Annotated in this window: 25 protein-coding genes; 12 read left to right on the top strand and 13 right to left on the bottom strand. The window is 69.0% G+C overall.

What is annotated here, in order from left to right; all coding sequences use genetic code 11:
- Nucleotides 1-2 precede the first annotated feature (2 nt).
- Genes WG902_RS19050 through WG902_RS19060 form a run of 3 tightly spaced genes read left to right on the top strand, consistent with a single transcriptional unit; the run spans nt 3 to nt 2,681 of the window.
- On the top strand, nt 3-785 hold the full coding sequence (locus WG902_RS19050; protein WP_340061780.1) for a class II aldolase/adducin family protein: 783 nt from the start codon (nt 3-5) through the stop codon (nt 783-785).
- 7 nt (nt 786-792) lie between these two features.
- A complete protein-coding gene (locus WG902_RS19055) occupies nt 793-1,767 on the top strand; it encodes a 2-dehydropantoate 2-reductase (protein WP_340061781.1) in 975 nt (324 codons plus the stop codon).
- On the top strand, nt 1,767-2,681 hold the full coding sequence (locus tag WG902_RS19060) for a DMT family transporter (RefSeq protein WP_340061782.1): 915 nt from the start codon (nt 1,767-1,769) through the stop codon (nt 2,679-2,681). The genes WG902_RS19055 and WG902_RS19060 overlap by 1 nt, the downstream gene beginning before the upstream one ends.
- 92 nt (nt 2,682-2,773) lie before the next feature.
- On the opposite strand, the gene alr is transcribed toward WG902_RS19060, so the two are convergent.
- Nucleotides 2,774-3,871, bottom strand: coding sequence for an alanine racemase (gene alr / locus WG902_RS19065; RefSeq protein ID WP_340061783.1), 1,098 nt, complete (start codon nt 3,869-3,871; stop codon nt 2,774-2,776).
- 119 nt (nt 3,872-3,990) lie between these two features.
- Here alr and lplT point away from each other — a divergent pair, with 119 nt between their 5' ends.
- The 3 genes from lplT to WG902_RS19080 are packed head-to-tail and all read left to right on the top strand — an operon-like array spanning nt 3,991 to nt 6,657.
- Nucleotides 3,991-5,274, top strand: coding sequence for a lysophospholipid transporter LplT (lplT, locus tag WG902_RS19070; protein WP_340061784.1), 1,284 nt, complete (start codon nt 3,991-3,993; stop codon nt 5,272-5,274).
- Nucleotides 5,267-6,175 (top strand): DMT family transporter, encoded by a 909-nt coding sequence (locus WG902_RS19075; RefSeq protein ID WP_340061785.1) that lies wholly within the window; start codon nt 5,267-5,269, stop codon nt 6,173-6,175. Before lplT ends, WG902_RS19075 begins: the two co-directional genes overlap by 8 nt.
- Nucleotides 6,172-6,657 carry a glutathione peroxidase gene (locus WG902_RS19080; RefSeq protein WP_340061786.1) on the top strand — a complete coding sequence of 162 codons (486 nt, stop codon included), beginning with the start codon at nt 6,172-6,174 and terminating at the stop codon, nt 6,655-6,657. Before WG902_RS19075 ends, WG902_RS19080 begins: the two co-directional genes overlap by 4 nt.
- A 17-nt stretch (nt 6,658-6,674) precedes the next feature.
- On the opposite strand, the gene glcF is transcribed toward WG902_RS19080, so the two are convergent.
- The 4 genes from glcF to WG902_RS19100 form a co-directional block, all read right to left on the bottom strand.
- On the bottom strand, nt 6,675-7,904 hold the full coding sequence (glcF, locus tag WG902_RS19085; protein ID WP_340061787.1) for a glycolate oxidase subunit GlcF: 1,230 nt from the start codon (nt 7,902-7,904) through the stop codon (nt 6,675-6,677).
- Nucleotides 7,904-8,983, bottom strand: coding sequence for a glycolate oxidase subunit GlcE (gene glcE, locus WG902_RS19090; protein ID WP_340061788.1), 1,080 nt, complete (start codon nt 8,981-8,983; stop codon nt 7,904-7,906). The genes glcF and glcE overlap by 1 nt, the downstream gene beginning before the upstream one ends.
- Nucleotides 8,980-9,834, bottom strand: coding sequence for an aldose 1-epimerase (locus WG902_RS19095; protein ID WP_340061789.1), 855 nt, complete (start codon nt 9,832-9,834; stop codon nt 8,980-8,982). The genes glcE and WG902_RS19095 overlap by 4 nt, the downstream gene beginning before the upstream one ends.
- A 67-nt stretch (nt 9,835-9,901) precedes the next feature.
- The gene (locus tag WG902_RS19100) at nt 9,902-10,384 is read right to left on the bottom strand and encodes a hypothetical protein (RefSeq protein ID WP_340061790.1); all 483 of its coding nucleotides are present in this window, start codon (nt 10,382-10,384) and stop codon (nt 9,902-9,904) included.
- Between the two features lie 226 nt (nt 10,385-10,610).
- Here WG902_RS19100 and WG902_RS19105 point away from each other — a divergent pair, with 226 nt between their 5' ends.
- The 4 genes from WG902_RS19105 (at nt 10,611) to WG902_RS19120 (ending at nt 17,299) form a co-directional block, all read left to right on the top strand.
- The gene (locus tag WG902_RS19105) at nt 10,611-11,450 is read left to right on the top strand and encodes a PA4780 family RIO1-like protein kinase (RefSeq protein ID WP_340061791.1); all 840 of its coding nucleotides are present in this window, start codon (nt 10,611-10,613) and stop codon (nt 11,448-11,450) included.
- 94 nt (nt 11,451-11,544) lie between these two features.
- Nucleotides 11,545-13,353: an adenylate/guanylate cyclase domain-containing protein gene (locus WG902_RS19110; protein ID WP_340061792.1), complete on the top strand. Its 1,809-nt coding sequence runs from the start codon at nt 11,545-11,547 to the stop codon at nt 13,351-13,353.
- A 251-nt stretch (nt 13,354-13,604) separates the two neighbouring features.
- Complete coding sequence (locus WG902_RS19115; RefSeq protein ID WP_340061793.1) at nt 13,605-14,660, top strand: phosphatase PAP2 family protein; 1,056 nt, start codon at nt 13,605-13,607, stop codon at nt 14,658-14,660.
- Nucleotides 14,661-14,674: 14 nt separating this feature from the next.
- Nucleotides 14,675-17,299, top strand: coding sequence for a hypothetical protein (locus WG902_RS19120; protein ID WP_340061794.1), 2,625 nt, complete (start codon nt 14,675-14,677; stop codon nt 17,297-17,299).
- A gap of 7 nt (nt 17,300-17,306) precedes the next feature.
- On the opposite strand, the gene WG902_RS19125 is transcribed toward WG902_RS19120, so the two are convergent.
- Both WG902_RS19125 and WG902_RS19130 read right to left on the bottom strand, forming a co-directional pair.
- Nucleotides 17,307-17,540: an HNH endonuclease gene (locus WG902_RS19125; protein WP_340061795.1), complete on the bottom strand. Its 234-nt coding sequence runs from the start codon at nt 17,538-17,540 to the stop codon at nt 17,307-17,309.
- 59 nt (nt 17,541-17,599) lie between these two features.
- On the bottom strand, nt 17,600-18,559 hold the full coding sequence (locus WG902_RS19130) for a Bug family tripartite tricarboxylate transporter substrate binding protein (RefSeq protein WP_340061796.1): 960 nt from the start codon (nt 18,557-18,559) through the stop codon (nt 17,600-17,602).
- A gap of 94 nt (nt 18,560-18,653) precedes the next feature.
- Between WG902_RS19130 and WG902_RS19135 the strand changes: the two genes are divergently transcribed.
- Nucleotides 18,654-18,944, top strand: coding sequence for a hypothetical protein (locus tag WG902_RS19135; protein WP_340061797.1), 291 nt, complete (start codon nt 18,654-18,656; stop codon nt 18,942-18,944).
- Between the two features lie 32 nt (nt 18,945-18,976).
- On the opposite strand, the gene WG902_RS19140 is transcribed toward WG902_RS19135, so the two are convergent.
- From WG902_RS19140 to WG902_RS19165, 6 genes are all read right to left on the bottom strand, one after another.
- The gene (locus WG902_RS19140; protein WP_340061798.1) at nt 18,977-19,372 is read right to left on the bottom strand and encodes a hypothetical protein; all 396 of its coding nucleotides are present in this window, start codon (nt 19,370-19,372) and stop codon (nt 18,977-18,979) included.
- Nucleotides 19,373-19,446: 74 nt separating this feature from the next.
- Nucleotides 19,447-20,643 (bottom strand): pyridoxal phosphate-dependent aminotransferase, encoded by a 1,197-nt coding sequence (locus tag WG902_RS19145; RefSeq protein ID WP_340061799.1) that lies wholly within the window; start codon nt 20,641-20,643, stop codon nt 19,447-19,449.
- A gap of 45 nt (nt 20,644-20,688) precedes the next feature.
- Nucleotides 20,689-21,663 (bottom strand): Bug family tripartite tricarboxylate transporter substrate binding protein, encoded by a 975-nt coding sequence (locus tag WG902_RS19150; protein WP_340061800.1) that lies wholly within the window; start codon nt 21,661-21,663, stop codon nt 20,689-20,691.
- A 241-nt stretch (nt 21,664-21,904) separates the two neighbouring features.
- The gene (locus WG902_RS19155) at nt 21,905-23,413 is read right to left on the bottom strand and encodes an ammonium transporter (RefSeq protein ID WP_445263709.1); all 1,509 of its coding nucleotides are present in this window, start codon (nt 23,411-23,413) and stop codon (nt 21,905-21,907) included.
- Between the two features lie 32 nt (nt 23,414-23,445).
- Nucleotides 23,446-23,784: a P-II family nitrogen regulator gene (gene glnK / locus WG902_RS19160; RefSeq protein ID WP_340061801.1), complete on the bottom strand. Its 339-nt coding sequence runs from the start codon at nt 23,782-23,784 to the stop codon at nt 23,446-23,448.
- An 18-nt stretch (nt 23,785-23,802) separates the two neighbouring features.
- A complete protein-coding gene (locus WG902_RS19165) occupies nt 23,803-24,540 on the bottom strand; it encodes a TorF family putative porin (RefSeq protein ID WP_340061802.1) in 738 nt (245 codons plus the stop codon).
- Between the two features lie 218 nt (nt 24,541-24,758).
- Between WG902_RS19165 and WG902_RS19170 the strand changes: the two genes are divergently transcribed.
- Nucleotides 24,759-26,291: a YifB family Mg chelatase-like AAA ATPase gene (locus tag WG902_RS19170; protein WP_340061803.1), complete on the top strand. Its 1,533-nt coding sequence runs from the start codon at nt 24,759-24,761 to the stop codon at nt 26,289-26,291.
- Nucleotides 26,292-26,343 lie beyond the last annotated feature (52 nt).

The raw sequence follows: 26,343 nt of genomic DNA on the forward strand, positions 1-26,343 counted from the left end.
CGATGAACGCCGTCCTGCAACCGCGCGCGCCCGACATGCACCCCGAGGAGTGGCAGGCGCGCGTGCAACTGGCCGCCGCCTACCGCATCTTCGACATGCTCGGCTGGGTGGAGATGATCTACAACCACATCACCGTGCGGCTGCCGGACAGCGTGGCGCGCGGCGAAAAGCAGTTCCTGATCAACCCCTTCGGCCTGCACTATTCCGAGGTGACGGCCAGCAACCTGCTGAAGATCGACGTGCACGGCAACAAGCTGGATGCGCACAACCCATGGCCGGTCAACCCGGCGGGCTTCACGATCCATGCGGCGATCCACGAGGCGGTGCCCGAAGCGCACTGCGTGATGCACACGCACACCACCAACGGCCTGGCGGTGGCCTGCACCGAAGGCGGCCTGGCGCAGAACAATTTCTATTCGGCGCAGCTGCACGGCATGGTGGCGTACCACGACTTCGAGGGCATCACCGTGCATGCCGAGGAGGCGCCGCGGCTGCTGGCCAGCATGGGCCGCCGGCCGCTGCTGATCCTGCGCAACCACGGCCTGCTCGCCGCGGCCGCCACGCTGCCGCTGGCCTTCGTGCACCTGTGGACGCTGCAGCGCGCTTGCGACGTGCAGGTCACGCAGGCGGCCCTCGGCCGGGCCATCCCGATCTCCGAAGCGGTGGCGCGCAAGACCACGCACGACTCCTTCCAGTTCGACCAGCGCTTCGGCGCCGGCCAGGACGTGTTCGATGCGATGACGCGCCTGATGGAAAAACGCTACGGCACCGACTACAGGAACTGAAGGCAGCATGAACGTTTGCATCTACGGCGCCGGCGCCATCGGCGGCTGGATCGGCGCGAAGCTCGCGTGGGCGGGCTGCCGGGTCAGCGTCGTTGCGCGCGGCGCCACGCTGCAGGCATTGCAGGAGCACGGCATCCGGCTGCAGGAAGGCAGCGAGACCCTCGTGGCGCCGGTCCAGGCCGGCGCGTCGCCGGCGCAGCTGGGCGTGCAGGACCTCGTCGTCGTTGCCGTCAAGGCGCCGGCCATGGCCGAGGTCGCGAAGGCCATCGGCCCGCTGCTGGGACCGCAGACCATCGTGCTCACCGCCATGAACGGCGTGCCATGGTGGTTCTTCCAGGGCTTCGGCCACCGATATGCCGGCGCGCGGCTGAAGGCGGTGGATCCGGACGGGACGATCGCCGAGGCCATCCCGGCGCCGCACATCGTCGGTTGCGTGGTGCACGCCAGCTGCGCGCTGCGCGAGCCCGGCTTCGTGCAGCACCACTTCGGCAACAAGCTGATCATCGGCGAGCCTTCCGGCGAGCAGACCCCGCGCGTGAAGCAACTCGCCGCGCTGCTGGAGAAGGCGGGCTTCGAGGCGGTGCTGTCCGAGCAGATCCAGAAGGACGCCTGGTACAAGCTGTGGGGCAACATGACGGTCAACCCGATCAGCGCCATGACTGGCGCCACCACCGACCTGATCCTCAACGACGACCTCGTGCGCGGCTTCGTCTCCGCCGTGATGCTGGAGGCGCGCGAGATCGGCGCGCGCGTCGGCATCCCGATCGCGCAGCAGCCGGAAGACCGGCACCAGGTGACGCGCAAGCTCGGCGCGTTCAAGACGTCGATGCTGCAGGACGTCGAGGCCGGCAAGCCGGTGGAGATCGATGCGCTGGTCACGGTGGTCAAGGAGATGGGGGCGATGACGGGCGTGCCGACGCCGTTCACCGACGCGCTGCTGGGCCTGTCCCGCCTGCACGCCCGCGTGCACGGGCTGTATTGATGGCGGCCATTCCCGCGCCGGCGCGCGCGATCACCGGCGCCGCCTTCGCCACCCTGCTGCTGATCGCGCTGATGATGGGCGCCAACCACGTGGCCGCGCGGGTCGCGTTCAACCATGGGCTGGACGTCGCCACGGCCGTGGTGTTCCGCAGCACGGTGACGGCGATCGTCATCGCGGTGATCCTCATCGTGCAGGGCGTGAAGCTGAAGTTCACCGCGCGCCACAAGCAGATGCTGCCCGCCATCGGGCTGCTGATCGGCGTCCAGAGCCTGTGCCTCTATTCGTCCGTGGCACGCCTGCCGGTCGCACTGGCCCTGCTGGCCTTCAACACCTATCCGATCTGGACGGCGCTGTGGTCCGCCCTCCTCTATCGCAAGCGGCCGGAGAAGGCCATGCTGGTGGCGATGCCGGTCATCCTGGTCGGCCTGGCGCTGGCGCTCGACGTGTTCGGCGCTGCGTCCGGCCTCGGCGCTTCGGGCCAATGGGCACGCATCGGCGCCGGCGTGGCGTTCGCGCTGGCCGCGGCGGGCACGTTCGGACTGGCGCTGGTGCTGACGCAGCACGAGGCCGGGGATGTGGACGGCCGCGTCCGCACCCTGACCACCATGACGATCGCCGGCATCGTCGCACTGGCCACCGTGGGGCTGCAGGGCGGCTTCCACCTGCCAACGGCGCCGGCGGGCTGGGGCGGCCTGGCCGCCCTCACCTTCCTTTATGGCACCGCCTTCACCATCATGTTCACCGTGCTGCCGCGCCTGGGCGTGGTGGGCAACTCCGCGATCATGAACGTGGAGCCGGTGTTCGCGCTGGTACTGGCGTGGATGATCCTCGGGCAGTCGATCGCGCCGGTGCAGGTGGCCGGCGCGTTGTTGGTCGTGGGCGCGGTAATGGCGTTGGGGTTGCGGAAGAAGTAAGGTCGATGGCGGGGTCGCTTCGCGAACCCGCCCTACGCCGTCGCCGCCATCGTAGGTCGGGTTGCCGAAGGCACCCCGACATCACCTCGCAATCACCCCTCGACCACCACCGGCACCCGCGGCGCCAACGCGCACATCAACTCATAACTGAGGGTGCCGCCGGCCGCCGCAACCTCGTCGATCGGCAGCACGGTGCCGTCGCCCGCCCGGCCCCATAGGGTGACGGCGCTGCCGAAACCGGCCTGCGGCACCGGCGTCAGGTCCACTGCGACCATGTCCATGCTGACGCGGCCCACCAGGCGGGTGCGCACGCCGTCCACCAGCACCGGCGTGCCGGTCGTGCAATGCCGGGGATATCCGTCGGCGTAGCCGCACGCCACCACGCCGATGCGCAGGGGCGCGTCGGCCGTGAAGCTGGAGCCATAGCCGACGGTGTCGCCCGGCTGCAATTGCTGCACTGCGAGAACCCGGCTCGACAAGGTCATGGTGGGCTGCAGGTCCCAGTGGCGGATGTCGTGCTCCGGGAAGTCCGGTGCGCTGCCGTAGACCGCGATGCCCGGCCGGATCCAGTCGCCGCGCACCTGTGCGTCGGCCGCATGGCGCAACGCTGCCGCGCTGTTGGACAGCGAGCGTTCGCCCGGCAGGTCGCGGGTCGTCTCGGCGAACGCCCGCACCTGGTGGGCGATGCCGCGCGGGGCGTCGGCGTCGCTGAAATGCGTCATGAGGGAAATCTCTTCCACCTGCGGCAGGGCATCCAGGCGCGCCCAGGCGGAGCGAAAGCGCTGCGGCGAAAACCCCAGGCGATTCATGCCGGAGTTCATCTTCAGGAACACGCGGTGCGGCACCTGCGTCTTGTGCGCGGCCAGCCAGTCGATCTGCTCGTCGCAGTGGACCGCGTGCCACAGGCCCAGGCGCGAACACAGCTCCAGGTCCCGTGGCTCGAACACGCCTTCCAGCAGCAGGATCGGCCCGCGCCAGCCGAGGGCCCGCACCCGCTCGGCCTCCAGCAGGTCGAGCAGGGCGAAGCCATCGGCCCCGCGCAGGGCGTCGAACACCCGCTCGATGCCGTGGCCATACGCGTTGGCCTTGACGATGGCCCAGATCCTGGCGTCGGGCGTGGCCGCCCGCAGGCGGGCCAGGTTGTGGCGCAGCGCCTCAGGATGGATCGTGGCGAGGATGGGACGTGGCATGGCAGGCGCTCTCCGACGGCGATTCTGTCATTACCCACCGTGATATAACCCGCTGTCGCTTGGAGACATCAGAAATTTGAAGGGCCAGTGCTGCCTGGCTCCGCCCCTAACACGCACGGATGAAGCGCGGTTTCTACACCATCATGGCGGCGCAGTTCTTCTCGTCGCTCGCCGACAACGCGCTGTTCATTGCCGCGGTCGAACTGTTGAAGTCCGAACGGGCCCCGACATGGCAGGCTGCCGCCTTGGTGCCCATGTTCGCGCTGTTCTACGTCGTGCTCGCCCCGTTCGTGGGCGCATTTGCCGACGCCTTGCCCAAGGGCAAGGTCATGTTCGTCAGCAACGCCATCAAGGTCGTCGGGTGCGTGATGATGCTGTTCGGCGTGCATCCGCTCATTGCCTACGCGATCGTCGGCCTTGGCGCCGCAGCTTACTCGCCGGCCAAGTACGGCATCCTCACCGAGCTGCTGCCGGCGTCGCAGCTGGTCAAGGCCAACGGCTGGATCGAAGGCCTCACCATCGCCTCGATCATCCTGGGCATCCTGCTCGGTGGCCAGCTGGTGGGCAACGCGATCGCCTCCCGGATGCTGGCGATGGACTTCCCGATCCTGGACAGCGGCATCGACACTCCGCCCGAAGCCGCGATCTTCGTGCTGATCTTCATCTACGCGATCGCGGCCTGGTTCAACACGCGAATTCCCCACACGGGGGTGGAGATGCGGGCGATCCCCCGCAATGCGCTGGAACTGGTGCCCGATTTCTGGAGCTGCAACTCGCGGCTGTGGCGCGACAAGCTGGGGCAGATCTCGCTGGCCTCCACCACGCTGATCTGGGGCGTGAGTGGCAACCTGCGCTACATCATCCTGGCGTGGAGCGCGGCGGCGCTGGGCTACTCCACGACGCAGGCTTCCTCGCTTTCGGGGGTGGTGGCGCTGGGCACGGCCATCGGCGCGGTCGTCGCGTCGATGTACACCCGGCTGGACAAGGCCACCGGCGTCATCCCCATGGGCATCGTGCTCGGGGTGCTGGTGATCGCGATGAACTTCATCGACAACGTGTGGGTGGCCGCACCCTTCCTGGTGGTGCTGGGCGCCCTGGCCGGCTACATGGTGGTGCCGATGAACGCGCTGCTGCAGCACCGCGGCCACAACCTGATGGGCGCCGGGCGCTCCATCGCGGTGCAGAACTTCAATGAACAGGCCTGCATCCTGGGCCTGGGCGCGTTCTACAGCCTGTCGGCGGGCATGGGCATGTCGGCCTTCGGCGCCATCACCGCGTTCGGCATCGTGGTGGCCGGGGTGATGTGGATCATCATGCGCTGGCACGCCCGCAACACCGTCGTCCACAAGGACGAAGTCGACCACCTGCTGGAAATCGCGCGGCACGACAACGTGCATGGTTGACGCGCGGATGCAGGCCGGGGCCGTCGCGGCCCTGGTGGTCAACGCCTTCGTGTGGGGCATCTCCTGGTGGCCGTTCCGTGCCCTGCACGACCAGGGCATGCACCCGCTGTGGTCCACCGCGCTGGTCTACCTGGCCGCCTTCACCGGCTTCCTGCTGCTGCGGCCGCGCGCCCTGCCCGAGCTGCTGCGAACGCCGGCGCTGTGGCTGCTGGCCGTGGCCGCCGGCATGACCAACGTCGGCTTCAATTGGGCGGTGACCATCGGCGACGTCGTGCGCGTGGTGCTGCTGTTCTACCTGATGCCGGCCTGGTCGCTGCTGATCGCCTGGCCGGTGCTGGGCGAGCGGCCCACTTCCGGCGGGCTGCTGCGGCTGCTGCTGGCGCTGGCCGGCGTGGCGATCGTGCTGGACCCTGCCGGCAGCGGGTTGCCGTGGCCGCGCACGCTGGCGGAGTGGCTGGCGCTGGCCGGCGGCTTCAGCTTCGCCTTGACCAACGTACTGCTGCGGCGGCTGGACACCGTGACGTCGGGTTCACGCGTGCTGGCCATGTTCGGCGGCGGCATGCTGATGGCCGGCGCCGTGGCGGCGGTGGGGGGCCTCTACGGCACGGTGCCTCGCGCACCGATGCTCGGGGCGGGCGGCGCCATGCTCGCGCTGGTGCTGGCGGCAGGCTTCCTGGCGGCCAACCTGGCGCTGCAATACGGCGCGTCGCGCCTGCCGGCCCACGTCACCGCGCTGGTCATGCTGTCGGAAGTGCTGTTCGCCAGCCTCTCGTCGGTGGCGCTGGGCGCGGCGGAGCTGGGCGGACGCACGCTGGCCGGCGGCGCGCTCATCGTTGCCGCTGCCGCCTGGTCGGCGTGGCCCCGCAAGGCCGACCGAAGCGCGGCACAATCCGGCGCATGAGCAGTGTCTACGACTTCGAAGCCCAACAGATCGACGGCAGCACCGTCCCGCTCGACAAGTACCGCGGCAAGCTCCTGCTGATCGTCAACACGGCCAGCGCCTGCGGCTTCACGCCGCAGTTCGGCGGGCTGGAGCAACTGCACAAGGCCTATGGGGCGCGCGGCCTCGTGGTGCTGGGCTTTCCGTGCAACCAGTTCGGCGCGCAGGACCCGGGCAGCAACGACGAGATCAATAGCTTTTGCCAGCTGAATTACGGCGTGAGCTTCCCGATGATGGCCAAGATCGACGTCAACGGGTCGCAGGCGCATCCGCTGTACCAGTGGCTGGTGAAGGAGGCGCCGGGGCTGCTCGGCACCAAGGCGATCAAGTGGAACTTCACCAAGTTCCTGGTCGGCCGCGACGGCCAGGTGCTCAAGCGCTATCCCCCGCAGGAGTCACCGGGGAAGCTGGCGCGGGACATCGAGGACGCGCTGGATTCGTAGGCGTTTGCGGGCGCACCCTACCCCGCCACCAGCGCCTCGTCCAGCACCTCCACCCAATGCCGCACCGGCGTGCGCGTCCCGCCTTGCAGGTGCTGGATGCAGCCGATGTTGGCCGAAAGAATGGCCTTCGGCTCCAGCGCCTTCAGGTGGCCGAGCTTGCGGTCGCGCAGCGTGTGCGCCATCTCGGGATGCAACACGGAATAGGTGCCGGCCGAGCCGCAGCACAGGTGCGACTCGTTCATGGACACGCGCACCTCGAATCCCAGCGCTGCCATCGTCTGCTCGACGCCGCCGCGCAGCTTCTGGCCGTGCTGCAAGGTGCAGGGCGGATGGAACGCGAACAGGCCGGCGCGCGGGCGCACCTTGCCTTGCAGCCGCGGCACGAGCCCGGCGACGATCTCGCTCAGGTCGCGCGTGAGCTCGCCGATCCGCCGGGCCTTCTCGGCGTACTGCGCATCGTGCTGCAGGAAGTGCCCGTACTCGCGCACCGTCACGCCGCAGCCGGAAGCGTTCATGACGATCGCCTCGACTTCGCCGCGCTCGACATACGGCCACCACGCGTCGATGTTGGCGCGCATGTGGTCGCGGCCGCCTTCCTGGTCGTTCAGGTGGAATTTCACGGCGCCGCAGCACCCCGCTTCGCTGGCGACGACGGTCTGGATGCCGGCGGCATCGAGCACGCGCGCCGTGGCGCTGTTGATGTTGGGCATCATCGAGGGCTGCACGCAGCCGGCCAGCATCAACACCTTGCGCGGGTGCGTGGCGGTCGGCCACGCACCCGCGTCCTGGCGCGCCGGCACCTTCTCGCGCAACCGCTGCGGCAAGACTGCGCGCACGGCCTGCCCCACCTTCATCGCCGGCCCGAACAGCGGCGACGTCAGCCCTTCCTTCAGCGCCCACCGCAGCGCCTTGGAGCCGGTGCCGCGGGGCACCTTGCGCTCGACGATGGCGCGGCCGATGTCGACCAGCCGCCCATAGTCGACGCCGCTCGGGCACGTCGTTTCGCAGTTGCGGCAGGTGAGGCACCGGTCCAGGTGCAACTGCGTCTTGCGCGTGGGCTCCTCGCCCTCCAGCACCAGCTTCATCAGGTAGATGCGCCCGCGCGGGCCATCGAGCTCGTCGCCCAGGATCTGGTAGGTGGGGCACGTGGCAGTGCAAAAGCCGCAATGCACGCACTTGCGCAGGATGGCTTCGGCCTCCGCGCCTTCGGACGTGCCCTGGAATTCCGGGGAAAGGTGGGTCTGCATCAGGGGTGCGCGTAAAGGCGGCCGCGGTTGAAGATGGCGGCCGGGTCGAACTGCTGCTTCAGCCGCTCGTGGATGGAGGCGATGGCCGGGGCCAGCGGTGTCATGCGGCCGGTGGCATCCGTGCGCGCGGTTCGAAACAAGGTGGCATGTCCGCCCGCGGCCAGCGCGGTGTCGCGCACCCGCGCCGCGTCGGCCGGTGCGACGCGCACCCAGCGCTGCCCGCCGTGCCACTCGACGAAAGGGACGTCGGGAAGGTCCAGCACCGGCGCGGTCTGCGGCACGGACAAGCGCCACAGGTCGCGATCGGCCCGGGCCACGAACCAGGGCAGCTGCTGCTCGCGGCAGGCGATCCATTCCTGCGCCGCCTGCGCGTCGTCGATGCGCTGGCCGCCGAGCGACCGGCAAGCCGCCTGCACGGCCGCGGCGGCGCCGCGCAGCCGCAGGAACAGCGTGCCGGTGCCCGCATCGTTGTGCCAACGGCTGGCGTTCAGCGGCAGCGGCTGGCCGCCCCATGCATGGAGCTGTTGCAGCGCACGCGCCTGCGGCAACTCGAAGCGCAATGTCGCCTCCGCCGGCGCGACGGGCAGCACCTTCAGGCTGACCTCGGTGATCAGGCCCAGCGTGCCCATGGCGCCGACCATCAGGCGCGAGACGTCGTAACCCGCGACGTTCTTCATCACCTGGCCGCCGAACACCAGCTCCTCGCCGCGACCGTTGACGAGATTCAAGCCCAGCACGTAGTCGCGCGCGGAGCCGACGCTGGCGCGCGCCGGACCGGACAGTCCCGCCGCGACCATGCCGCCGACGGTGGCGCCCGCGCCGAAATGCGGTGGCTCGAACGGCAGGCCCTGCCCGCTTTGCATCAGGGCGCTTTCCAGCTCGGCCAGCGGCGTGCCGGCGCGCACCGTCACCACCAGCTCGCTCGGCTCGTAGTTGACGATGCCGCGCAGGCTGCCGGTTTCCAGCAACTCGCCCTCGGTGCGCTCGCCGTAGAAATCCTTGGTGCCGCCGCCGCGGATGCGCAGCGCCGTGCCCTGCGCAGCGGCGTTGCGGACACGGTCGACCAGGGCTTCGATCACCGCACGGCCTCCACCTCGATCGACATCTGCGCCATCATCGTCTCGCCCGGTTGCAGGGTCGCCAGGCCCAGGTCGGCGGCGGCCGAACCCGATGCGACCAGCTGCACGGCGTTGTTGACATGGCTGACCGGCTCGACGGCGACGAACTCGCGCGACGGGTTGGTGAACACCACCAGCCGCGTGAGCCCCGACCGCACGTTCACATGCAACACGTCGTCGCGCAGCCGCACGATGCCGTCCCAGCCGTCGTAGCAATGGTCCACGTCCACACCAGCGCAGTCGGCATCGATGCCCTGCGAGGCCGAGCGGCCGACCGGCAGCTTGTCGGCCCCCATCTCCCAGCGGCCGGTCGCATGGAAGGCGATGTGGCTGCCGGGCCGCTTGACGAAGAAGGGATGCCAGCCCAGGCCGGCCGGCGCGGGCTGGTGGGACTGGTTGGTGAGGGCCAGCGTCAACTCCAGGGCGCCGGGCTGGAGCCGCAAGGTGTGCGAGCAATCGAACGCGAAAGGCCACGACGCATCGGCGCGATGCTCATAGGCCAGCATCACGGACGCGGCGTCTTCGTCGAGCACCGACCAGGGCCGCTGCCAGCCGACGCCGTGGATGGCATGCGGCTCGTCGCCGTTGTTGCGCACCAGCGGATGCTGGGTGCCCTGCCACACCAGGCTGGCGTGTCCGATGCGATTGGAAAACGGCACCAGCGCGTAGCACGCGGACAGGCGCGCGGTGGTCAGCTGCGCTGTCGGCGTGGCCCGCAGCACCGGCTCGTCGCCCAGCCACAGCCCCGTGATGCAGCCGCCGAGCTCCGGCTCCACTGCGCAGCGCAAACCGCCCGCCTGCAATTCGATCATCGCGCGTGTCTCCTTGGCCTTTCGGACATTCTGCCCGACGGCCCGGAGAGCCTGCCTGGAACGCCTCTCAGGCTTGCGCGGCGACCAGGCGGGGAAGTCCGCCGGCGGTCACCAGGCCTTGCAGCACCCGCTCGCACGCAGCGACCAGGGCTGGGTACTTGTCCTGGTCGGGATACGTGCACTCATGGACCACCAGGTTGCGATACCGGTGAGCGAGTTCGAACAACTGCCAGGTTTCCTGGCCGAACAGATCGACTGCGGGGTCCGCCCCGTACAGCCGCAGCGCACCTTCGACCAGGTCCAGCGGCGCCTGCATGCAAACCTGCTCGTACCGGAAATGCGAACTCGAAGCCGGCCGACCGGGAGCGTGGACGACGAGGGACCGCGCCAGTGCCTCCACCGCCGACACCACCGTCACCAGGCGGGTGGGTCCGAACTCGGCCTGCGCCCGTGCCAGCCGCTGCCGGATGACACCGAGCCGCGCCGCCGGCCGGGAGGTCGCGTAGGTCAGCCGCAGCTGTTCCAGTTCCTCTTGAAGCTCATCAACCATGCACGCAGTGTAGGAGCCGGACCGTCGGTTGTGATGTCCCTTGGCGTGCAGGTGCGCATCCGTGTCGTTCATCGGAGACATGGGTCGCGTTCGTCGGCTCTACGATGCCGCATGCGCCCATATCTTGCGACGGCGCGGCCAGCGGTGCGCGCTGGTTTTGCACGTGCTGGGAGAGCCTTGAGCGTGGCGCCGTCGGTGCCGCGCGCGTTGCCCTGACAATCGGGGGGTGAAGACACCTCCCCGCCTGCAGACTCTCCTGGCCGAAGGCCTCATCGACAGCGTCGTCCGCCAGCTCAAGAGCGGCAAGGAAGCGGACGTGTACGTCGTGCGCTGCGGCGACGAAACCTGCGCGGCCAAGATCTACAAGGAAGCGCACAAGCGCAGCTTTCGCCAGGCCGTCGACTACACGGAGAACCGCACCGTCCGCAACAGCCGCCAGGCGCGTGCCATGTCCAAGCGCACCACCTATGGCCGCAAGCAGCTGGAAGCCGCGTGGCAGAGCGCGGAGGTCGATGCGTTGTACCGGCTGGCCGCAGCCGGGGTGCGCGTGCCGAGGCCCATCAACTTCCATGACGGCGTGCTGCTGATGGAACTGGTGGCCGACGCGCACGGGGACGCCGCGCCCCGGCTGAACGACCTCGGCTTCACCGAGGCCGAAGCGCTGCAGCACCATGCGACGCTGATCGGCGAAGTGGTGCGCATGCTGTGCGCCGGCGTGATCCATGGCGACCTGTCGGAGTTCAACGTGCTGCTGGCGGGCGATGGACCGGTGATCATCGACCTGCCGCAGGCGGTGGATGCGGCGGGCAACAACCACGCCCCGCGCATGCTGCTGCGCGACGTCGACAACCTGCGCGCCTTCTTCGGCCAGTATGCGCCCGCCCTGCTGGCCACGCGGTACGGTCCCGAGATCTGGTCGCTCTACGCCGCCGGCCTGCTGGTGCCGGACATGTCCCTGACGGGCCGCTACGAGCGCGCGCCCGGCGCCGTGGACCTGACCGCGGTGCTGCGCGAGATCGAGGATGCGCGCATGGAAGAAGCGGCACGCCTGGTTCGCATGGGCTGAGATCGGGCCAGGGCGCCACCAGCCCTTGTGCGCCACACGGTCAGTGACCATACTGTCGGAAAGCGTCGCGCCCTTGCTCGACAGCATTCGCACAATGAACGACACGGCCGCCAACCCTGCAGACGCCGCCGAGGTGACGCCGTCGATCCGGCGCCGTCTCGCCGCGGTGGCCTTCGCGGACGTCGCCGGCTATTCGCGCCTCATTGCCGTGAACGACGCCGAGACGGTGCGGCGCTGGAAGAACCTGCGCACGCAGGTGATGGAACCCTTGATCCTGCAACACGGGGGCCGCGTTGCCGAGATCGCGGGTGACGCGGTGCTGATCGAATTCGGCAGCGCCGTGAACGCGGTGCAGTGGGCCACGCAGATCCAGCGGGTGCAGCACGCGCTGCAGGACAAGGCGGACCCGTTCGCGCTGCACCTGCGGGTGGGCATCAACGTCGACGACCTGATCGACGACGACGGCATCCTCCAGGGCGACGGCGTCAACATCGCGGCGCGCATCCACCAGGCCGGCGCGCCCGGGCAGATCGTCATCACCGCGAGCGTGCGCGAGTTCGTCACCAACCGCCTGCCGCTGAAGTTCCGCGACCTGGGCACGCCGCCCATGAAGAACATCGCCAAGCCGGTGCGGGTGTTCGAGATCCAGTGGCTCGACAGCGGCGTGGTGCAACTGATGCCGCAGCCGCACCTGCAGTGGACGTCGCGGCCGACGCTGGCCGTGCTGCCGTTTCGCAACGGCAGCGGCGACCTCGGCGACGCGTACTTCGGCGAGGGCATCACCGACCAGATCATCACGGGGCTGTCCTGCAGCCGGTCGATGTACGTCATCGCCCGCAACTCCACGCTGCGCTATGCCACCCGGGCGAACGACACCGACCTGCGCCAGATCGCCGCGGAACTGGACGTGCGCTTCGTGCTGGACGGCAGCGTCTGGCGCCACCAGGACCACCTTCGCATCAAGGTCGATCTGCTGGACATGACCGAGAACCGCTCGCTGTGGTCGCAACGGTTCGACGGCAGCGGCGGGGACGTCTTCGACTTCCAGGACCGCATCGCGGCCAGCGTCATCGGCGCGCTGGAGCCGCGGCTGCGCGCGGTGGAAGCGGCGCGCGCCGGCGAGCGGCCCACGGAGAGCCTGGACGCCTTCGACTCCGTGCTCAAGGCGATGTCGCGGCTGTATCGCTTCACCGACGACAGCTTCCGTGAGACCGAGGAACTGCTCGAACGCGCGATCGCGCTGGACCCGGGCTACGCCCAGGCCCACGCGTACATGGCCTGGCGCCTGATCTTCGTCTTCGGGGAAAACCGCTCCACGGATCCGGCGCGCGACCGCGCACGCGCATTCGCCGCGGCCGAGCGAGCGCTCGAACTCGACCCGGAAGATCCGTTCGTCCTCTGCGTCGCGGCCCATGTGCAGGCCTTCGTCGGCGGCAACCTGGAGCTGGCCAACGACCTGTACGACCGCGCCTTGTCGCTGAACGAGAATTCGGCGTTCGCCTGGGGCATGAGCGCACTGACGCGCGCCTACCTGGGCGAAACCGACGATGCGGTCTCCCGCCTGCAGAACGTCTGGCGCCTCAATCCTTACGATCCGATGAACTTCTACTTCTGGATCGTCGCCGGCATCGCCGAATTCGGCGCGGGCCGCTATGGTGAATGCATCGCGTGGTGCCGCAAGTCGCACCGGGCCAACCCTCGCTTCCTGCCTGCCATGCGCACTCTGGCCGCCGCGTTGGCGCTGTCCGGCGACGAGGAAGGCGCGAGGGCGGTGGGCCGGCAGTTGCTGGCGACCGAGCCCCACTTTCGCGTGAGCACATTCGTTCAGTGGTACCCGCTGCGTCGCCCGGACGACCTCGCCCGATTAGGGGAGGGGTTGCGCGCCGCCGGATTGCCCGACTGATCGCTGAGCTGTACACAGGATTTCTGCAGAAAGACTGGAGGGTTGCCATGGCTCAAGGTGCAGGAGCGGGTGCGGGGGCCGGCGCGGGCGCCGGCGCGGGAGCAGGGGCCGGTGCGGGCGCAGGAGCGGGTGCAGGCGCCGGTGCTGGCGCAGGTGCTGGCGCGGGTGCCGGTGCCGGTGCGGGAGCCGGTGCTGGCGCTGGTGCAGGCGCAGGAGCTGGCGCAGGCGCAGGCGCCGGTGCCGGTGCCGCCGTGGGGTATCCGCGCAGTTACTACGCCACGCCGGGCGAACTCCGTTACCGACCCTGGGCACTGGACATCACGCCCGACGACGCCGGGAATCCGCCCTTCCTGTTCGATGTCTTCATCGACCCCTATGCGGGCCCCGCAGCCATGGAGTGGCAAACGGGCGACTGGGACCCGGCGCTGCGCTTCTGGAGCCTGAACAATTTCGATCCGCAGCTGGGCGAGTGGCTGAAGGGGATGGACACGTCACGGCCTTCCATCATGGCCGCACGCGAGATGGCAGTGCAGTCCCAGCGCTGGGGAGCGGACAGCACGACCTTCCTGGAGACGAAGGCGGCGGCGCCGTCCATGTACTGGATCGAACCCGGAGACCTGGCCTGGCGTCCGGCCACGGCCGCGGGCACTGCCGCGATCAAGGCGGAGATCGTGCAGCTGCAGCAGTTGATGACGGACGACCGGGAGCGCTACCTCGCGGAGATCGAGGCGCAGGCCGACGGCCTTGCCGACTACATGACCGCCTTCATCGGCGCGGACGGCGTGCGTCATCCCTGGACCATCGAGTTGATCAACTGCGGCCTCGCGATGACCAACGTTGCCTACATGCGGTGGAAGAGCCTCTACAAGCGCGTGCGCCCCTCCGTGCTTTGCCCGGCGCTGGCGCTGCCGTTCGGCCCGCCGGCGCATCCCGCTTTCCCCAGCGGCCATTCCACTGCGGGGCATTTCATCGCGCTCTTGCTGCTGGAGATTCCGGGCTTGCTCAAACGGTTCGGAAAGTCCGTGACCGATCCGGTAACGCTGCAGACCCAGACGGGGATGGCGGTGGTCAGGAAAGACCTGGACGGCACCCAGCCGATCAACGCGCCTCTGCTGTGGCTTGCAGCGCGCCTGGCCAAGAACCGCGAGCGCCTGGGCGCTCACTACGCGTCCGACTCCTTTGCAGGGCGGCACCTGGCCGCGACACTGTGGCATACGCTCCTTCACGAAACACGCGCCAACAAGAAGATCGACTGCCCGAGCCTGGATGCCGTGATTGTCCGTGCCCAGGCCGAGTGGCCGGTCTGAGCGGGAGCGCCACCATGGCCTGGCGACCCTTACGCGATGCCACGCACATCGAAGTGGTGGAGTCCGAAGCGAGTGCGCGATCGGTGCTGGTCGAGCACTTCAACGATCCCTTCGAAGTCATGGTCGCCGATGACACCGACACCGAGCTGCGCCAGGCGGCCCACGCCTACGTGGAAGCGCTGTGTGCGCAGTCGTTCATCGCGGACGAGCTGCAGCTGCCACCGCATTGGCGGGAAGCGATGGACCCGGCAAGCGGCGCGCATCCCCTCTTCGGCTGGTTGCCGTTCGACGATCCGGCGACGCACCAGTCCGCGAGTGGTCCCCGGGGATCGCTCCGCTCCACGCCTGCCTGGGACCAGGTCGCCGTGCTCTTCGCCTGCGACCGGTTCGGCAAGGACAACTATCTTGGATCCGGTTTCGGCCTCGCGCTGGCAACGCGTCTGCGCCAGGACGGCAACAAGCGCAAAGCCAGCTTCCTCGGTGTGTCCGCGGCGCTGCCTTACGGCGTCTGGAAGTCGGTCCCTTCCGGGCCCCGCCTGGCTGTCCTGAACAGCATGTTCGACGTCGACAGCCTGTTCCGGAATCCCGCTTCGCTCGCCACCATCGCACGCGCAGCCACGCTGGACGACGTAGCGATCCGGGGCGTGCGCTTCGCTGCGTCACCGGACCAGTGGTGGATCGAAAGGCGTGGCATCGGCCTGCGCCGCATCGACGGCCTGGAGGTGCCGCACGCGGTGACGATGCTGACTTCGGGCGGCACCGCCTTGCCGACGACGGAAAGCATCACCCATGTCGCAGCCCTGGTCGCCGACGCCGTGGGCGACACGCAGGTCTTCGACGCCGACCCGAGCTCCGCCACCGGGCAGCTGGTGAGGCCGACCCGCAACGACCTCGCCACGCGCCGCACCCCCGAACCGATCCTGCCGGGCGTCCCCCAGGGACCGCTGGAATACCGCCATCCACCCGGGGCCGCCAAGCCGCTGGTGCAGGTCCTGTGCTGCCCTCGCTTCGTGAAGGCCGACGGGAAGGTGCAGAACCCGCCCCTGGTGAGGAAGGTCTCCCTGAACGCGGGAGCGCCGGCCGTCATCAGCGACGATGCATCGGCGATCCAGGCGTTCCGTCATACCCGCGAACTGGTGCGACGCCTGCAGGCCTATGGCTGGTCGCCGGCCAACTACTTTCGCCTCACCGCGCCGGAGATCAGGATCTTCTACCGATCGGGCATCTCGCCCGGGCCGGGCAAGGACGGTCGAACGGTGAACGCGCGGGTGATCCCGGACGGCTGGCCGGCCGACGCCATCCGCTGGAACAACCCTGGTCCGGCCATCAACATCCACCTCGCCGGGGGCGACCTGCGGGTTCGGAACCGGGCACGCTGGGCTGCCGGAGGTCCGGCGAGCCCGGCCATACCCATGGGCATCGGCATCGACAAGCGCTGGATGTGGCACGAGTTCGGCCACGTGCTGCTGGTGGCGAGCACCGGCGAGCTCGAGTTCCGCTTCGCCCACAGTCCCGGCGATGCGATGGCGGCGATTGCCAGCGATCCCGACTCGCTGTTGCAGGACGCGCGGCGTGGCCTGACTTTCCCCTTCGTGTTCATTCCTCGCCTGCACAACCGCTGCGCGGCGCACGGCTGGAGTTGGTCCGGCACGATGCACCAGGCGCTGGCGGCTGTCCCGGATGCCTCGCACCCGCGGCGCAAGGGCTACGCGAGCGAGCAGATCCTGTCGTCCTCCCTCTTTCGCCTGTATCGCTGCATCGGCGGCGACGCCGTCCATCGCGCACCGCCGGGCAGCCTCGACGACCGCCGCCGCGCATCGCACTACACGCTGTACCTGATCATGCAGGCCATGCAGCTGATGGGGGACGCGCGGATCCAGGCCACCTCCACGCCTGCGAAGTTCGTGCACTGGCTGCGGCAGGCGCAGCGGCACTCCGGCCTCTGGAACATCACCTGGAAGAAAGAGAACTACACGCGCGTGGGCGGCACCCTGGGCAAGGTCATTCGCTGGGCCTTCGAGGCGCAAGGGCTCTATGGCGCGGGCAACGGCCCCGGCTCCCCCGAGAACGTCGACATCTACATCCAGAGCAGCCGGCCCACGATCGATGCGGGCATGGGTGACGCCACGGATTTCGGACCTGGCAGTTATGTCCCGGTGCCGCTGCACTGGCAGGCCGCGGGCGCCGCGCCGCCCCGATGGCAGGCCGACCCTCGTGCCGGAATCAAGTACCCCACCGCAAACGGGCGTGTCGAAGTGCGGGTGGGCAACCGGGGCCCGGCCATGGCGAACAATGTGCAGGTCCGCCTGTGGGTCGCAGCGTGGCCGGCGAATGCGAATCCGCCGGACTGGTCCCCAGGCACATGGGCGCCATGCACGGCGGTTGGCGCGGCGGGACCGAACACGATCCCCGGGAAAACCCAACCGCTCGGGCAGGCCTTCACTTTCGACCTTCCTCCGAATCCGCCCACGGCACCCGGGCGCTACATCCTGCTGGCGGAGGCAAGCTGCGACGAGGACCGGCCGCATACCGACACGTCCCTGCTGCTCTCCTGTTCCACCCAGCCCACCCCGCTGGTGGACCTGGTCGCGAACGACAACAACCTCGGGCTGCTCGTCGTGACCATCCCTTCGGCTTGAATGTTCGTCAGTCCCCCGCCGGGCGCGGCGCCTTGGCGTGCCGGGCATGGTTGCAGGCCGCATGGCTGATCGCCAGGTTTTCGATGTGGCTGCTGCCGCCCTCGGACAGGGGCTTGATGTGTTCCAGCGTGGCGTCCTGCGCCTCCACCTGCTGGCCGCAGAGCCAGCACGGAACGGAGCCATGCAGTTGGCGGGCGACGGTGCGGTAGATCCTGGTTCGGATCAGGGACAGGCGGCTCATGCTGCGCGGATTCTGCCAGCCGTTGCCGGCCGCCAGATGCGGCGCCGGTCTCGGCGTCTCTACTCTGCCTTGATGTTGAGGGTCTTCACCAGCTTGCCCCACTTGGTGACTTCCGATTCGACATAGCCTCGCAGCTGCGCACGGTCCATGGGCCCGGCTTCGAGCGCCAAAGTGGCAAAGCGCTCCTGCACGGACCGGGTCGCGACCGCCTTGTTGATCTCGGCGTTGAGGAGATCGAGCACGGCCGGCGGCGTCCTGGCCGGCGCGAAAACGGCGACCCACGTGTTGGCCTCGAAATCCTTGTATCCCAACTCGGCGACCGTCGGCACGTCCGGCAATGCGGGACTGCGCTTGAGGGAGGTGACGGCCAGCGCACGGACCTTGCCGGATTTGACGAAGGGCACTGCCGGCGGCATCGAGGTCGATGCAATAGGCACCTGGCCGCTCACCACCGCATTGGTGGCCGTCGCGGGCTGGAACGGCACGTGCGTGATGTCCACCTTGGCCAGTTCCCTGAACAGCAGTTCGGCCCCGAGCTGGGTAGTGGTGCCGTGGCCGGAGGACGCGTACGCCATCTTGCTGCCGCGCGCGAGCGTCAGCAATTCGGCCAGGGTGTTCGCCTTCACGTCCGGATGCACGTACAGGAGGTTGGGCGTGAATGCGGCCATCGCGACGGGCTGCAGGTCGTTCAGCGGGTGGTAGCCCGCGTTGGCGAACATGCTCGGATTGACGCTGTAGGCAACACTGTGGATCAGGACCGTGTAGCCATCGGCAGCGGCGTTCATGACCGCGGTGGTGGCGATGTTTCCGCCTGCGCCCGGCCGGTTCTCGACGACGACGGGTTGCCCCAGGGCGGCGGACACCTGTTCTCCGACCAGGCGGGCAACGATGTCGGTCGAACTGCCGGGAGGGAACGCCACCACGAACCGTATCGGCTTTTCGGGAAATGCGGCATGCGCCGGCACTGCCACAGCCAATGTTGCGAGCAACGCGATGGTTGCGCCGGCGAAGCGGAACATGGCAAGTCCCCCGATTGCAAGTGAAGCCCGGAGCCTACACCGCGGTCCGGCTGCACGCCATAGGGTCTGGCAACACCTTCGAGCAGCGACCATCATGCAACCAACCGCCACCCACAACCCTTCCACCGCCATCCCGGTGCCTCACATCGACAGCGACGAGCCGGTCGCCGTGATTCCCGCCGCCAGCGTGGCGCCGCTGGACGGCGCACCCGATGGCGAGCGCATCAACACGTTCATCGTGGCGCGCAAGAACAGCACGTCGAGGCTGGGGAATTCCGGCGCCGAGGCGCTTGGCGTCCTGCGCGCCGGCGCGCTGCGCAAGCCGCTGACTTCCATGGCCGCCGCATTTTCAATCGGGTACCTCATCGCCCGGATGCTGCGCTGACAGGGCGTCGGACGAGCGCGCGGGCGAACGCCTCAGGGCTGCAATTTCCAGATGACGGCGGCCTCGAGCCGGGTGCTCCCCGGTCCCGGCACGGCGAAGTCGACCTCCACCTCGTCACCCGGCTTCAGGGAGTCGAGGTCCATCATGCGCTCGCTGACGTACACGTCGGCGGTGCGGCCCGCTTCGTCGCGCAGTCGCAGCGTGTTGGCGTTCGAGTCCACGGCGACCACGACATACACACCGGGGAGCGCGCCGGACGCCACGCCGGAGTCCGGGCCGAAACGGCCGCGCACGATCGCTCCTGCCGCCCGCACGCCCGGTGGCCGCGCGATCGGATGCGCCGGGCGCTGCGCCCGCGCGGGGCCGGCGGTCCAGAGGAACGCCGCCGCACTGCCGAGTCCGGATACGAATGTGCGTCGCTGCAGCATGTCGAGCCTTCCGTGTTCACCCGCTGGGCATTGTGCTCCGCGCCGTGGAAAACCGCCACTGCGCGGACGCTGCGTCAAGCGAGCTTGCGTGCCGCTGCATCCATCCGCCGGCACGCCTCTTCCAGCTTGTCCAGTGAAGTGGCGAACGACACCCTGAAGTAGGGAGACAGGCCGTACCCGGTGCCCTCGGGCACGGCGACGCCCGACTCGAGCAGGTACGCGCCGACATCCACATCGGTCGCGAGTTCCTGCCCTGCGGGCGTGCGCCTTCCGATCCAGTCCGCGCAGGAGATGTAGATGTAGAACGCGCCATCCGGCCGCGTGCACGACAAACCGGGGATGGCCTCGAGCAGCGGCATCACCTTGTCGCGGCGCACCTGGAATTCCGCGCAGCGCTGCACGACGATGTCCTGGGGACCATTGAGCGCGGCGACCACCGCGGCCTGGCTGATCGACGAAGGGTTCAGCGAGGACTGCGCCTGCATCCGCGCCATCGCACGAATCAGCGTCGCGGGGCCGGCCCCGTAGCCCAGGCGCCATCCCGTCATCGCATAGGTCTTCGACGCGCCGTTCACGACCAGCGTGCGGTCCGACAGCTGCGGCGAAGCCTCGGAGAACGAGACGAAGCGGCGGCCGTCGAACACGATGTGCTCGTACATGTCGTCCGCCATGATCCACACGTGCGGATGGCGCTCCAGCACGGCGGCGAGCCCGCGCAATTCCTCCGGCGAATACACCGCGCCGGAGGGGTTGGAAGGCGAGTTCAACATCAGCCACTTGGTGCGCGGCGTGATGGCAGCTTCGAGTTGGGCGGGCGTGATCTTGAAACCGTTGCCGGGCCCGGTGCGCACCCACACAGGCACGCCCTCCGCGAACTCCGTGATGATGGCGTAGGCCACCCACGAGGGCGCCGGGATGACGACTTCGTCCCCCGGATCCAGCGTCGCCATCAGCGCGTTGTAGAGGATCTGCTTGCCGCCGGCGGCGGCGGAGATGTTCTCCGGCTTGAACGCCAGGCGGTTCTCGCGCCGGAACTTGGCGACGATCGCCTCCTTCAGCTCCGGCGTGCCATCCACCGGCGTGTAGCGGGTCTGGCCTTCGCGCATCGCGCGGTAGGCCGCCTCGATCACGTGGTCGGGGGTCGCGAAATCAGGTTCGCCTTGCGACAGGCCGATGATGTCGACGCCGGCGGCACGCAATTCTCGCGTGCGCTGGGCCGACGCTGCGGAAGCGGAGATCCGGGCGCGGTCGACGCGCTTCGAAAGAAACATTTGGATGGGTGGGGTCAGGGCTGAAGACCCGACCCGCAAAGTTATTCAGTTCACGACGATGGCGGCATCCCGCACGACCTTGGACCACTTCTGCCGCTCGCGGGCGATGTGCGCGCTGAACGCTTCCGGCGTGCCGCCCACCGCCTCGGCGCCCTGCTCCGCCAGCTTCTGCTTCATGTCGGGGCCGGCCAGGATGGCGTTGATTTCACGATTCAACCGGGCGACCACTTCGGGCGGCGTCGCGGCCGGCACGGCGATGCCGCTCCAGGACAGCGACTCGTAGCCGGGCACTCCCGATTCCGCAACCGTCCGCACGTCGGGCAGTGCCGGCGTGCGCTGCGCGCCGGTGACCGCGAGCACCCTCACGGTGCCGGCCTTGATCTGGCCGACGGCGCCCGGCATGTTCTCGAACATCATGGAAACGCGGCCGGAGATCACGTCGGGCATCGCCTGGCCGCTGCCCTTGTACGGGATGTGGAGCAACTCGGTGCCCGTCATCAGGCGGAACAATTCGGCGGACATGTGCGTCGACGAGCCGGAGCCCGACGAAGCGAACGACACCTTGCCGGGCCCCGCCTTCGCCGCGGCGGTGACGTCGGCGACGCTCCTGAAGGGCGAGTCCGCCGGCACGATCAGCACGTTGGTGATCGACGCGATGTAGATCACCGGCTTGAGGTCCTTCTCGGCTTCGTAGCTGAGGTTCTTGTACATGGCGTTGTTGATCGCCATGACCCCGGTCGTGGCCATCAGCAGCGTGTAGCCATCGGGGGGCGCCTTGGCGACCGCGTCGGCGCCGATGTTGCCGCCTGCGCCGGGGCGGTTGTCGATGACGACGGGCTGGCCGAGCGCCGTTGCCAGGCGGTCGCCGACCAGGCGCGCGAAGATGTCCGTCGATCCGCCCGGGGCGAACGGAACCACGATCCGCAGGCCGCGCGACGGCCAGGCTTGCGCATGCGCGGCGGGGACCGCCAGGGCGAAAAGCGCGATGCCGGTGAGCGCCGCGAGAAGTCTTGCACGCATGCGGGATGTCTCCTGTTGTGATTGTCGGGGCCGCGAGGGTCGGCCGAAGGGGGGGAGTATCACACCGGTCACGAAGCCTCGGACAGAGGGTTGGCCCGGGCTCCAGGCCGCGGGATGGTCCCAACGGTGACGACGGATAGCGCCACGCAAAAAAAAGGGGCCCGCCGAAGCGGGCCCAACATCCAAAGGAGACCTTGCGTCCACATGGGCCGCGGCGTGCCACCGCGGCCGGGGACGAACCTCAGCGGTTGTAGGCGGTTTCGCCGTGGCTGGAAATGTCCAGGCCCTCGCGCTCTTCCTCTTCGGTGACGCGCAGGCCGATCAGCAGGTCGACGATCTTGTAGGCGATGAAGGCGACGACACCGGACCAGACGATCGTGGTCAGCACGCCCTGGAACTGGATCCAGACCTGGCCGCCGATCGAGTACTCCGGGTTGGTCTTGTTCGCAACGTAGTCGTAGATGCCCGTGCCGCCGAGCGAGGGCGCGGCGAACACGCCGGTCAGCAGCGCACCCAGGATGCCGCCCACGCCGTGGACGCCGAACACGTCCAGCGAGTCGTCGGCGCCCAGCAGGCGCTTGAGGCCGTTGACACCCCACAGGCAGATCAGGCCGGCCAGCAGGCCGATGACGATGGCGCCCATCGGGCCGACGAAGCCGCACGCCGGGGTGATGGCCACGAGGCCGGCAACGGCGCCGGACGCAGCGCCCAGCATCGAGGCCTTGCCCTTGGAGAGCGCCTCACCGGCCATCCACGACAGCGTCGCGGCGGCGGTGGCCACCAGCGTGTTGACGAAGGCCAGGGCCGTGACGCCGTTGGCTTCCAGGTTGGAGCCGGCGTTGAAGCCGAACCAGCCCACCCACAGCAGCGAGGCGCCGACCATCGTCAGGGTCAGGCTGTGCGGCGTGAGGGATTCCTTGCCGTAGCCGATGCGCTTGCCCACCAGGTAGGCGCCCACCAGGCCGGCGACACCGGCGTTGATGTGCACCACCGTGCCGCCCGCGAAGTCCAGCGCGCCCTTGGCCCACAACCAGCCGGCCGCACCGGTCACGGTCTCGAGGGTCTTGGCGTCGGTGATCGCATCCGGGCCGTCCCAGTACCACACCATGTGGGCGATCGGCAGGTAGGCGAACGTGAACCAGATCGCGCAGAACAGCAGCACCGCGGAGAACTTGATGCGTTCGGCGAAGGCGCCGACGATCAGCGCGCAGGTGATGGCGGCGAAGGTTGCCTGGAAGGCGACGAACGTCAGTTCCGGGATCACCACGCCCTTGCTGAAGGTGGCGGCGACGGAGTCCGGCGTGATCCCCGACAGGAAGATCTTGCTGAAGTTGCCCATGAACGGGTTGCTGGACGTGAACGCCACGCTGTACCCGTAGATGACCCACAGCACGAAGATCATGCAGCTGACGGCGAACACCTGCATCAGCACCGACAGCATGTTCTTGCTGCGGACCAGGCCGCCGTAGAACAGCGCCAGCCCGGGCAGGATCATCAGCAGCACCAGCACGGTGGAGATCGTCATCCAGGCGGTGTCCCCCTTGTTCGGCGTCGGAGCGGGAGCGGCGGCAGTTGCAGCAGCCGGCGCCGCCGTTGCTGCGGCGGGCGCCGCGGCCGCGGCAGCAGGTGCTGATTCGGCAGGCGCGGCAGCGGCAGGAGCGGCCGCTGGCGCGGCCGTCTGCGCGACAGCGGCGACGCTGCCGATCATCAGGCCCAGGCCAATGGCCAGGGATGCGAGAAATTTCCTCATGACGTGTCTCTCTTGCGTGTGTGAATGGGTTTTCAGAGGGCTTCCTTGCCGGTCTCACCGGTCCGGATGCGCACGACTTGCTCCAGGTCGTACACGAAGATCTTTCCGTCACCGATCTTGCCGGTGCGGGCCGCGCCTTCGACGGCCTCGATGACGCGCTCCACCAGGTCGTCGGCCACCGCCGCCTCGATCTTCACCTTGGGCAGGAAGTCGACGACGTATTCCGCGCCGCGATACAGCTCGGTGTGGCCCTTCTGGCGGCCGAAGCCCTTGACCTCGGTGACGGTGATGCCCTGCACGCCGATGGCGGAGAGCGACTCGCGCACTTCGTCGAGCTTGAAGGGTTTGATGATGGCGGTGACGAGTTTCATGCTGGCTCCTTCTGAACTTCAGAACGCGTACTTGATCCCGAGCACAAAGGTGGCCTTGCCCAGGTTCTTGTTTTCCGCGCCGCGATAGCTGTTGGTGTCGGTGTCGACATAGGCGGCGGTGGCGGTCAGGCCATTGCCGAAGTCCTTGCCCAGGGTGATGGCCCAGTCGGTATAGGAAGCAGCGGAATTGTTGTGCACGTGCTGGTAGCCGATGTGCGGCGTGACCGTCAGGCCCCAGAACCCCGTGTCGATGGTGGCGGACAGGTCGACGTAGTTGCTGTTCTGGCTGTCGGCGAAACCGAACAGGTTGGTGACGGCATGCGAATACTTCAGCGTGGCGGGACCCCAGGTGCCGGCCAGGTAGATCTCGGTGGTGTCGGGGTTCGGGGTGAGGCCCGAACTCGGGTAGAGATAGCGCAGCGCGCCGAGGTCGAAGGCGAAGGCGCCCAACGCGTACTTGTAGCCGCCATACACGTCGACTTCGACGTTCGCGTCGCCGCCCGCATCCTTGATCCACCGGATGCTGGAAGCCCACGTGCCGATATAGAAGCCGCTCGAATGCGCGAAGTCCACGCCGCCCTGGATCGCCGGGCTCAGGCGGGTCTGCGAGATGCCGCGATAGCGGTAGTCGGTGACGGCGCCCACGTTGAAGGACAGCGTGTAATCGGGCGCCGGCGCTGCTGCGGGCTGGGCCTGCGCCACGACCGCGCCGGACGCGGCGAGGGTGGACAACAGCACGGCAAGTTTGGCTTTCATGTAGGAATCTCTCCGTTCGTTTGTGGGATGCAGCCCCTGATAGCAGGAGGCGTGCCATCCACCAGAAAGAGGGGCGCGGCGTCCGCGCGTCGCGCGGGCGGGCGTTGTAAAGAACGAGATGGCTCGGCCTTGGCATGGCCTGCACCACCCCGGTGCCGGCGCGACGCCCGAACGCGCAGCCGCTTCCATCGCGCACCTGAATAGGGAGGAGCCCCGCCGTGAGCCTTTGTTTGGTGCAAAGCCGGGCCCTGCTCGGCCTGGAGGCCGCCGCCGTGACCGTCGAAGTCCACCTGTCCAACGGGCTGCCCAATTTCAGGCTGGTCGGATTGGCGGACACGGAAGTCAAGGAGGCCCGCGAGCGCGTGCGCTCGGCCCTGCTCACCTGCGGCCTTGCGTTCCCGCACAACAAGCACATCACCGTCAACCTGGCGCCGGCCGACCTGCCCAAGGACTCCGGCCGCTTCGACCTGCCCATCGCGCTGGGCATCCTGGCGGCCAGCGGCCAGATCGACGCGGCCCGGCTGGCCGGCCATGAATTCGCCGGCGAGCTTTCCTTGTCGGGCGAGTTGCGGCCGGTGCGCGGCGCGCTGGCCACCAGCCTGGCGCTGCATGCGGGCGGCGTGGATGCGCGCCTCGTGCTGCCGCCCGCCAGCGCCGAAGAGGCTGCGTTGGTGCCGGGCGCGCACGTGGTGCGGGCGCGGCACCTGCTGGACGTGGTGCGGTACTTCCTGCCGCAGGTGGAAGGGGCCGAAGCGCCGGAGCCCACGGACGGCTGGACGCGGCTGGTGACCGGGACACCCTCCACAGCGGCGGTCTATCCGGACCTGGCGGACGTGAAGGCCCAGGCGGGCGCCCGCAGGGCCATGGAGATCGCGGCGGCAGGCGGGCATTCGGTGCTGCTGGTCGGGCCGCCCGGCGCCGGCAAGTCGATGCTGGCGCAACGCTTCGCCGGCCTGCTGCCGCCGATGACGGTGGCCGAGGCGCTGGAAAGCGCGGCGGTCTCCAGCCTGGCGGGCCGCTTCTCCCTGCAGCACTGGGCGCAGCGGCCGACCTGCGCGCCGCACCATTCGGCCAGCGCGGTGGCGCTGGTCGGCGGCGGCTCGCCGCCGCGGCCGGGCGAGATCTCGCTGGCGCACCACGGCGTGCTGTTCCTCGACGAGCTGCCGGAGTTTCCGCGCCAGGCGCTGGAGGCCTTGCGCGAGCCGCTCGAGACCGGCCGCATCACCATCGCCCGCGCGGCGCGCCGCAGCGAGTTCCCGGCCCGCTTCCAATTGGTGGCGGCGATGAACCCGTGTCCCTGTGGCTGGCTCGGGTCGGGGCGCAGTTGCCGCTGCTCGCCGGAGCAGGTGGCGCGCTACCAAGGCCGCTTGAGCGGACCGCTGCTCGATCGCATCGACCTGCACGTCGAAGTCCCGGCGCTGGCGCCGGCGGAACTGCTCGACGCGCCGGCGGGCGAGCCGACCGCGCCGGTGCAGGCGCGCTGCACGGCGGCACGTGCGCGCGCCGTGCAGCGGCAAGGCGCCGCCAACCACGCACTGCAAGGCGAAGCACTCGACCTGCACGTGGCGCTGGGTGCCGCCGCGGGGGACTTCCTGCGCATGGCGGCGGCGCGCCTCGGCTGGAGCGCGCGCTCGACCCATCGCGTGCTGAAGGTGGCCCGCACGATCGCCGACCTCGCGGCGTCAGCGACCGTCGAGGTTGCGCATGTGGCGGAGGCCGTGCAATACCGCAGGTCCCTTTCGGCCTCGTAGGCCGGGTTGCGCGAAGGCGCACCCCGGCATGGCACGCGAGCCCCGCGATAAT

This window comes from Ramlibacter sp. PS3R-8 (genome assembly GCF_037572435.1).
Lineage (GTDB): Bacteria > Pseudomonadota > Gammaproteobacteria > Burkholderiales > Burkholderiaceae_C > Ramlibacter.

What these genes read in the sequence shown, in the direction of transcription:
- WG902_RS19060 (WP_340061782.1), top strand. Translation starts at nt 1,767, where the DNA reads ATGGCGGCCATTCCCGCGCCGGCGCGCGCGATCACCGGCGCCGCCTTC.
- WG902_RS19145 (WP_340061799.1), bottom strand. Translation starts at nt 20,643, where the DNA reads ATGTTTCTTTCGAAGCGCGTCGACCGCGCCCGGATCTCCGCTTCCGCA.
- WG902_RS19055 (WP_340061781.1), top strand. Translation starts at nt 793, where the DNA reads ATGAACGTTTGCATCTACGGCGCCGGCGCCATCGGCGGCTGGATCGGC.
- WG902_RS19155 (WP_445263709.1), bottom strand. Translation starts at nt 23,413, where the DNA reads ATGAGGAAATTTCTCGCATCCCTGGCCATTGGCCTGGGCCTGATGATC.
- WG902_RS19120 (WP_340061794.1), top strand. Translation starts at nt 14,675, where the DNA reads ATGGCCTGGCGACCCTTACGCGATGCCACGCACATCGAAGTGGTGGAG.
- WG902_RS19080 (WP_340061786.1), top strand. Translation starts at nt 6,172, where the DNA reads ATGAGCAGTGTCTACGACTTCGAAGCCCAACAGATCGACGGCAGCACC.
- WG902_RS19135 (WP_340061797.1), top strand. Translation starts at nt 18,654, where the DNA reads ATGCAACCAACCGCCACCCACAACCCTTCCACCGCCATCCCGGTGCCT.
- WG902_RS19130 (WP_340061796.1), bottom strand. Translation starts at nt 18,559, where the DNA reads ATGTTCCGCTTCGCCGGCGCAACCATCGCGTTGCTCGCAACATTGGCT.
- WG902_RS19050 (WP_340061780.1), top strand. Translation starts at nt 3, where the DNA reads ATGAACGCCGTCCTGCAACCGCGCGCGCCCGACATGCACCCCGAGGAG.
- WG902_RS19110 (WP_340061792.1), top strand. Translation starts at nt 11,545, where the DNA reads ATGAACGACACGGCCGCCAACCCTGCAGACGCCGCCGAGGTGACGCCG.
- lplT (WP_340061784.1), top strand. Translation starts at nt 3,991, where the DNA reads ATGAAGCGCGGTTTCTACACCATCATGGCGGCGCAGTTCTTCTCGTCG.
- alr (WP_340061783.1), bottom strand. Translation starts at nt 3,871, where the DNA reads ATGCCACGTCCCATCCTCGCCACGATCCATCCTGAGGCGCTGCGCCAC.
- WG902_RS19125 (WP_340061795.1), bottom strand. Translation starts at nt 17,540, where the DNA reads ATGAGCCGCCTGTCCCTGATCCGAACCAGGATCTACCGCACCGTCGCC.
- glcF (WP_340061787.1), bottom strand. Translation starts at nt 7,904, where the DNA reads ATGCAGACCCACCTTTCCCCGGAATTCCAGGGCACGTCCGAAGGCGCG.
- WG902_RS19165 (WP_340061802.1), bottom strand. Translation starts at nt 24,540, where the DNA reads ATGAAAGCCAAACTTGCCGTGCTGTTGTCCACCCTCGCCGCGTCCGGC.
- glnK (WP_340061801.1), bottom strand. Translation starts at nt 23,784, where the DNA reads ATGAAACTCGTCACCGCCATCATCAAACCCTTCAAGCTCGACGAAGTG.
- WG902_RS19075 (WP_340061785.1), top strand. Translation starts at nt 5,267, where the DNA reads ATGGTTGACGCGCGGATGCAGGCCGGGGCCGTCGCGGCCCTGGTGGTC.
- WG902_RS19100 (WP_340061790.1), bottom strand. Translation starts at nt 10,384, where the DNA reads ATGGTTGATGAGCTTCAAGAGGAACTGGAACAGCTGCGGCTGACCTAC.
- WG902_RS19095 (WP_340061789.1), bottom strand. Translation starts at nt 9,834, where the DNA reads ATGATCGAATTGCAGGCGGGCGGTTTGCGCTGCGCAGTGGAGCCGGAG.
- WG902_RS19150 (WP_340061800.1), bottom strand. Translation starts at nt 21,663, where the DNA reads ATGCGTGCAAGACTTCTCGCGGCGCTCACCGGCATCGCGCTTTTCGCC.
- WG902_RS19140 (WP_340061798.1), bottom strand. Translation starts at nt 19,372, where the DNA reads ATGCTGCAGCGACGCACATTCGTATCCGGACTCGGCAGTGCGGCGGCG.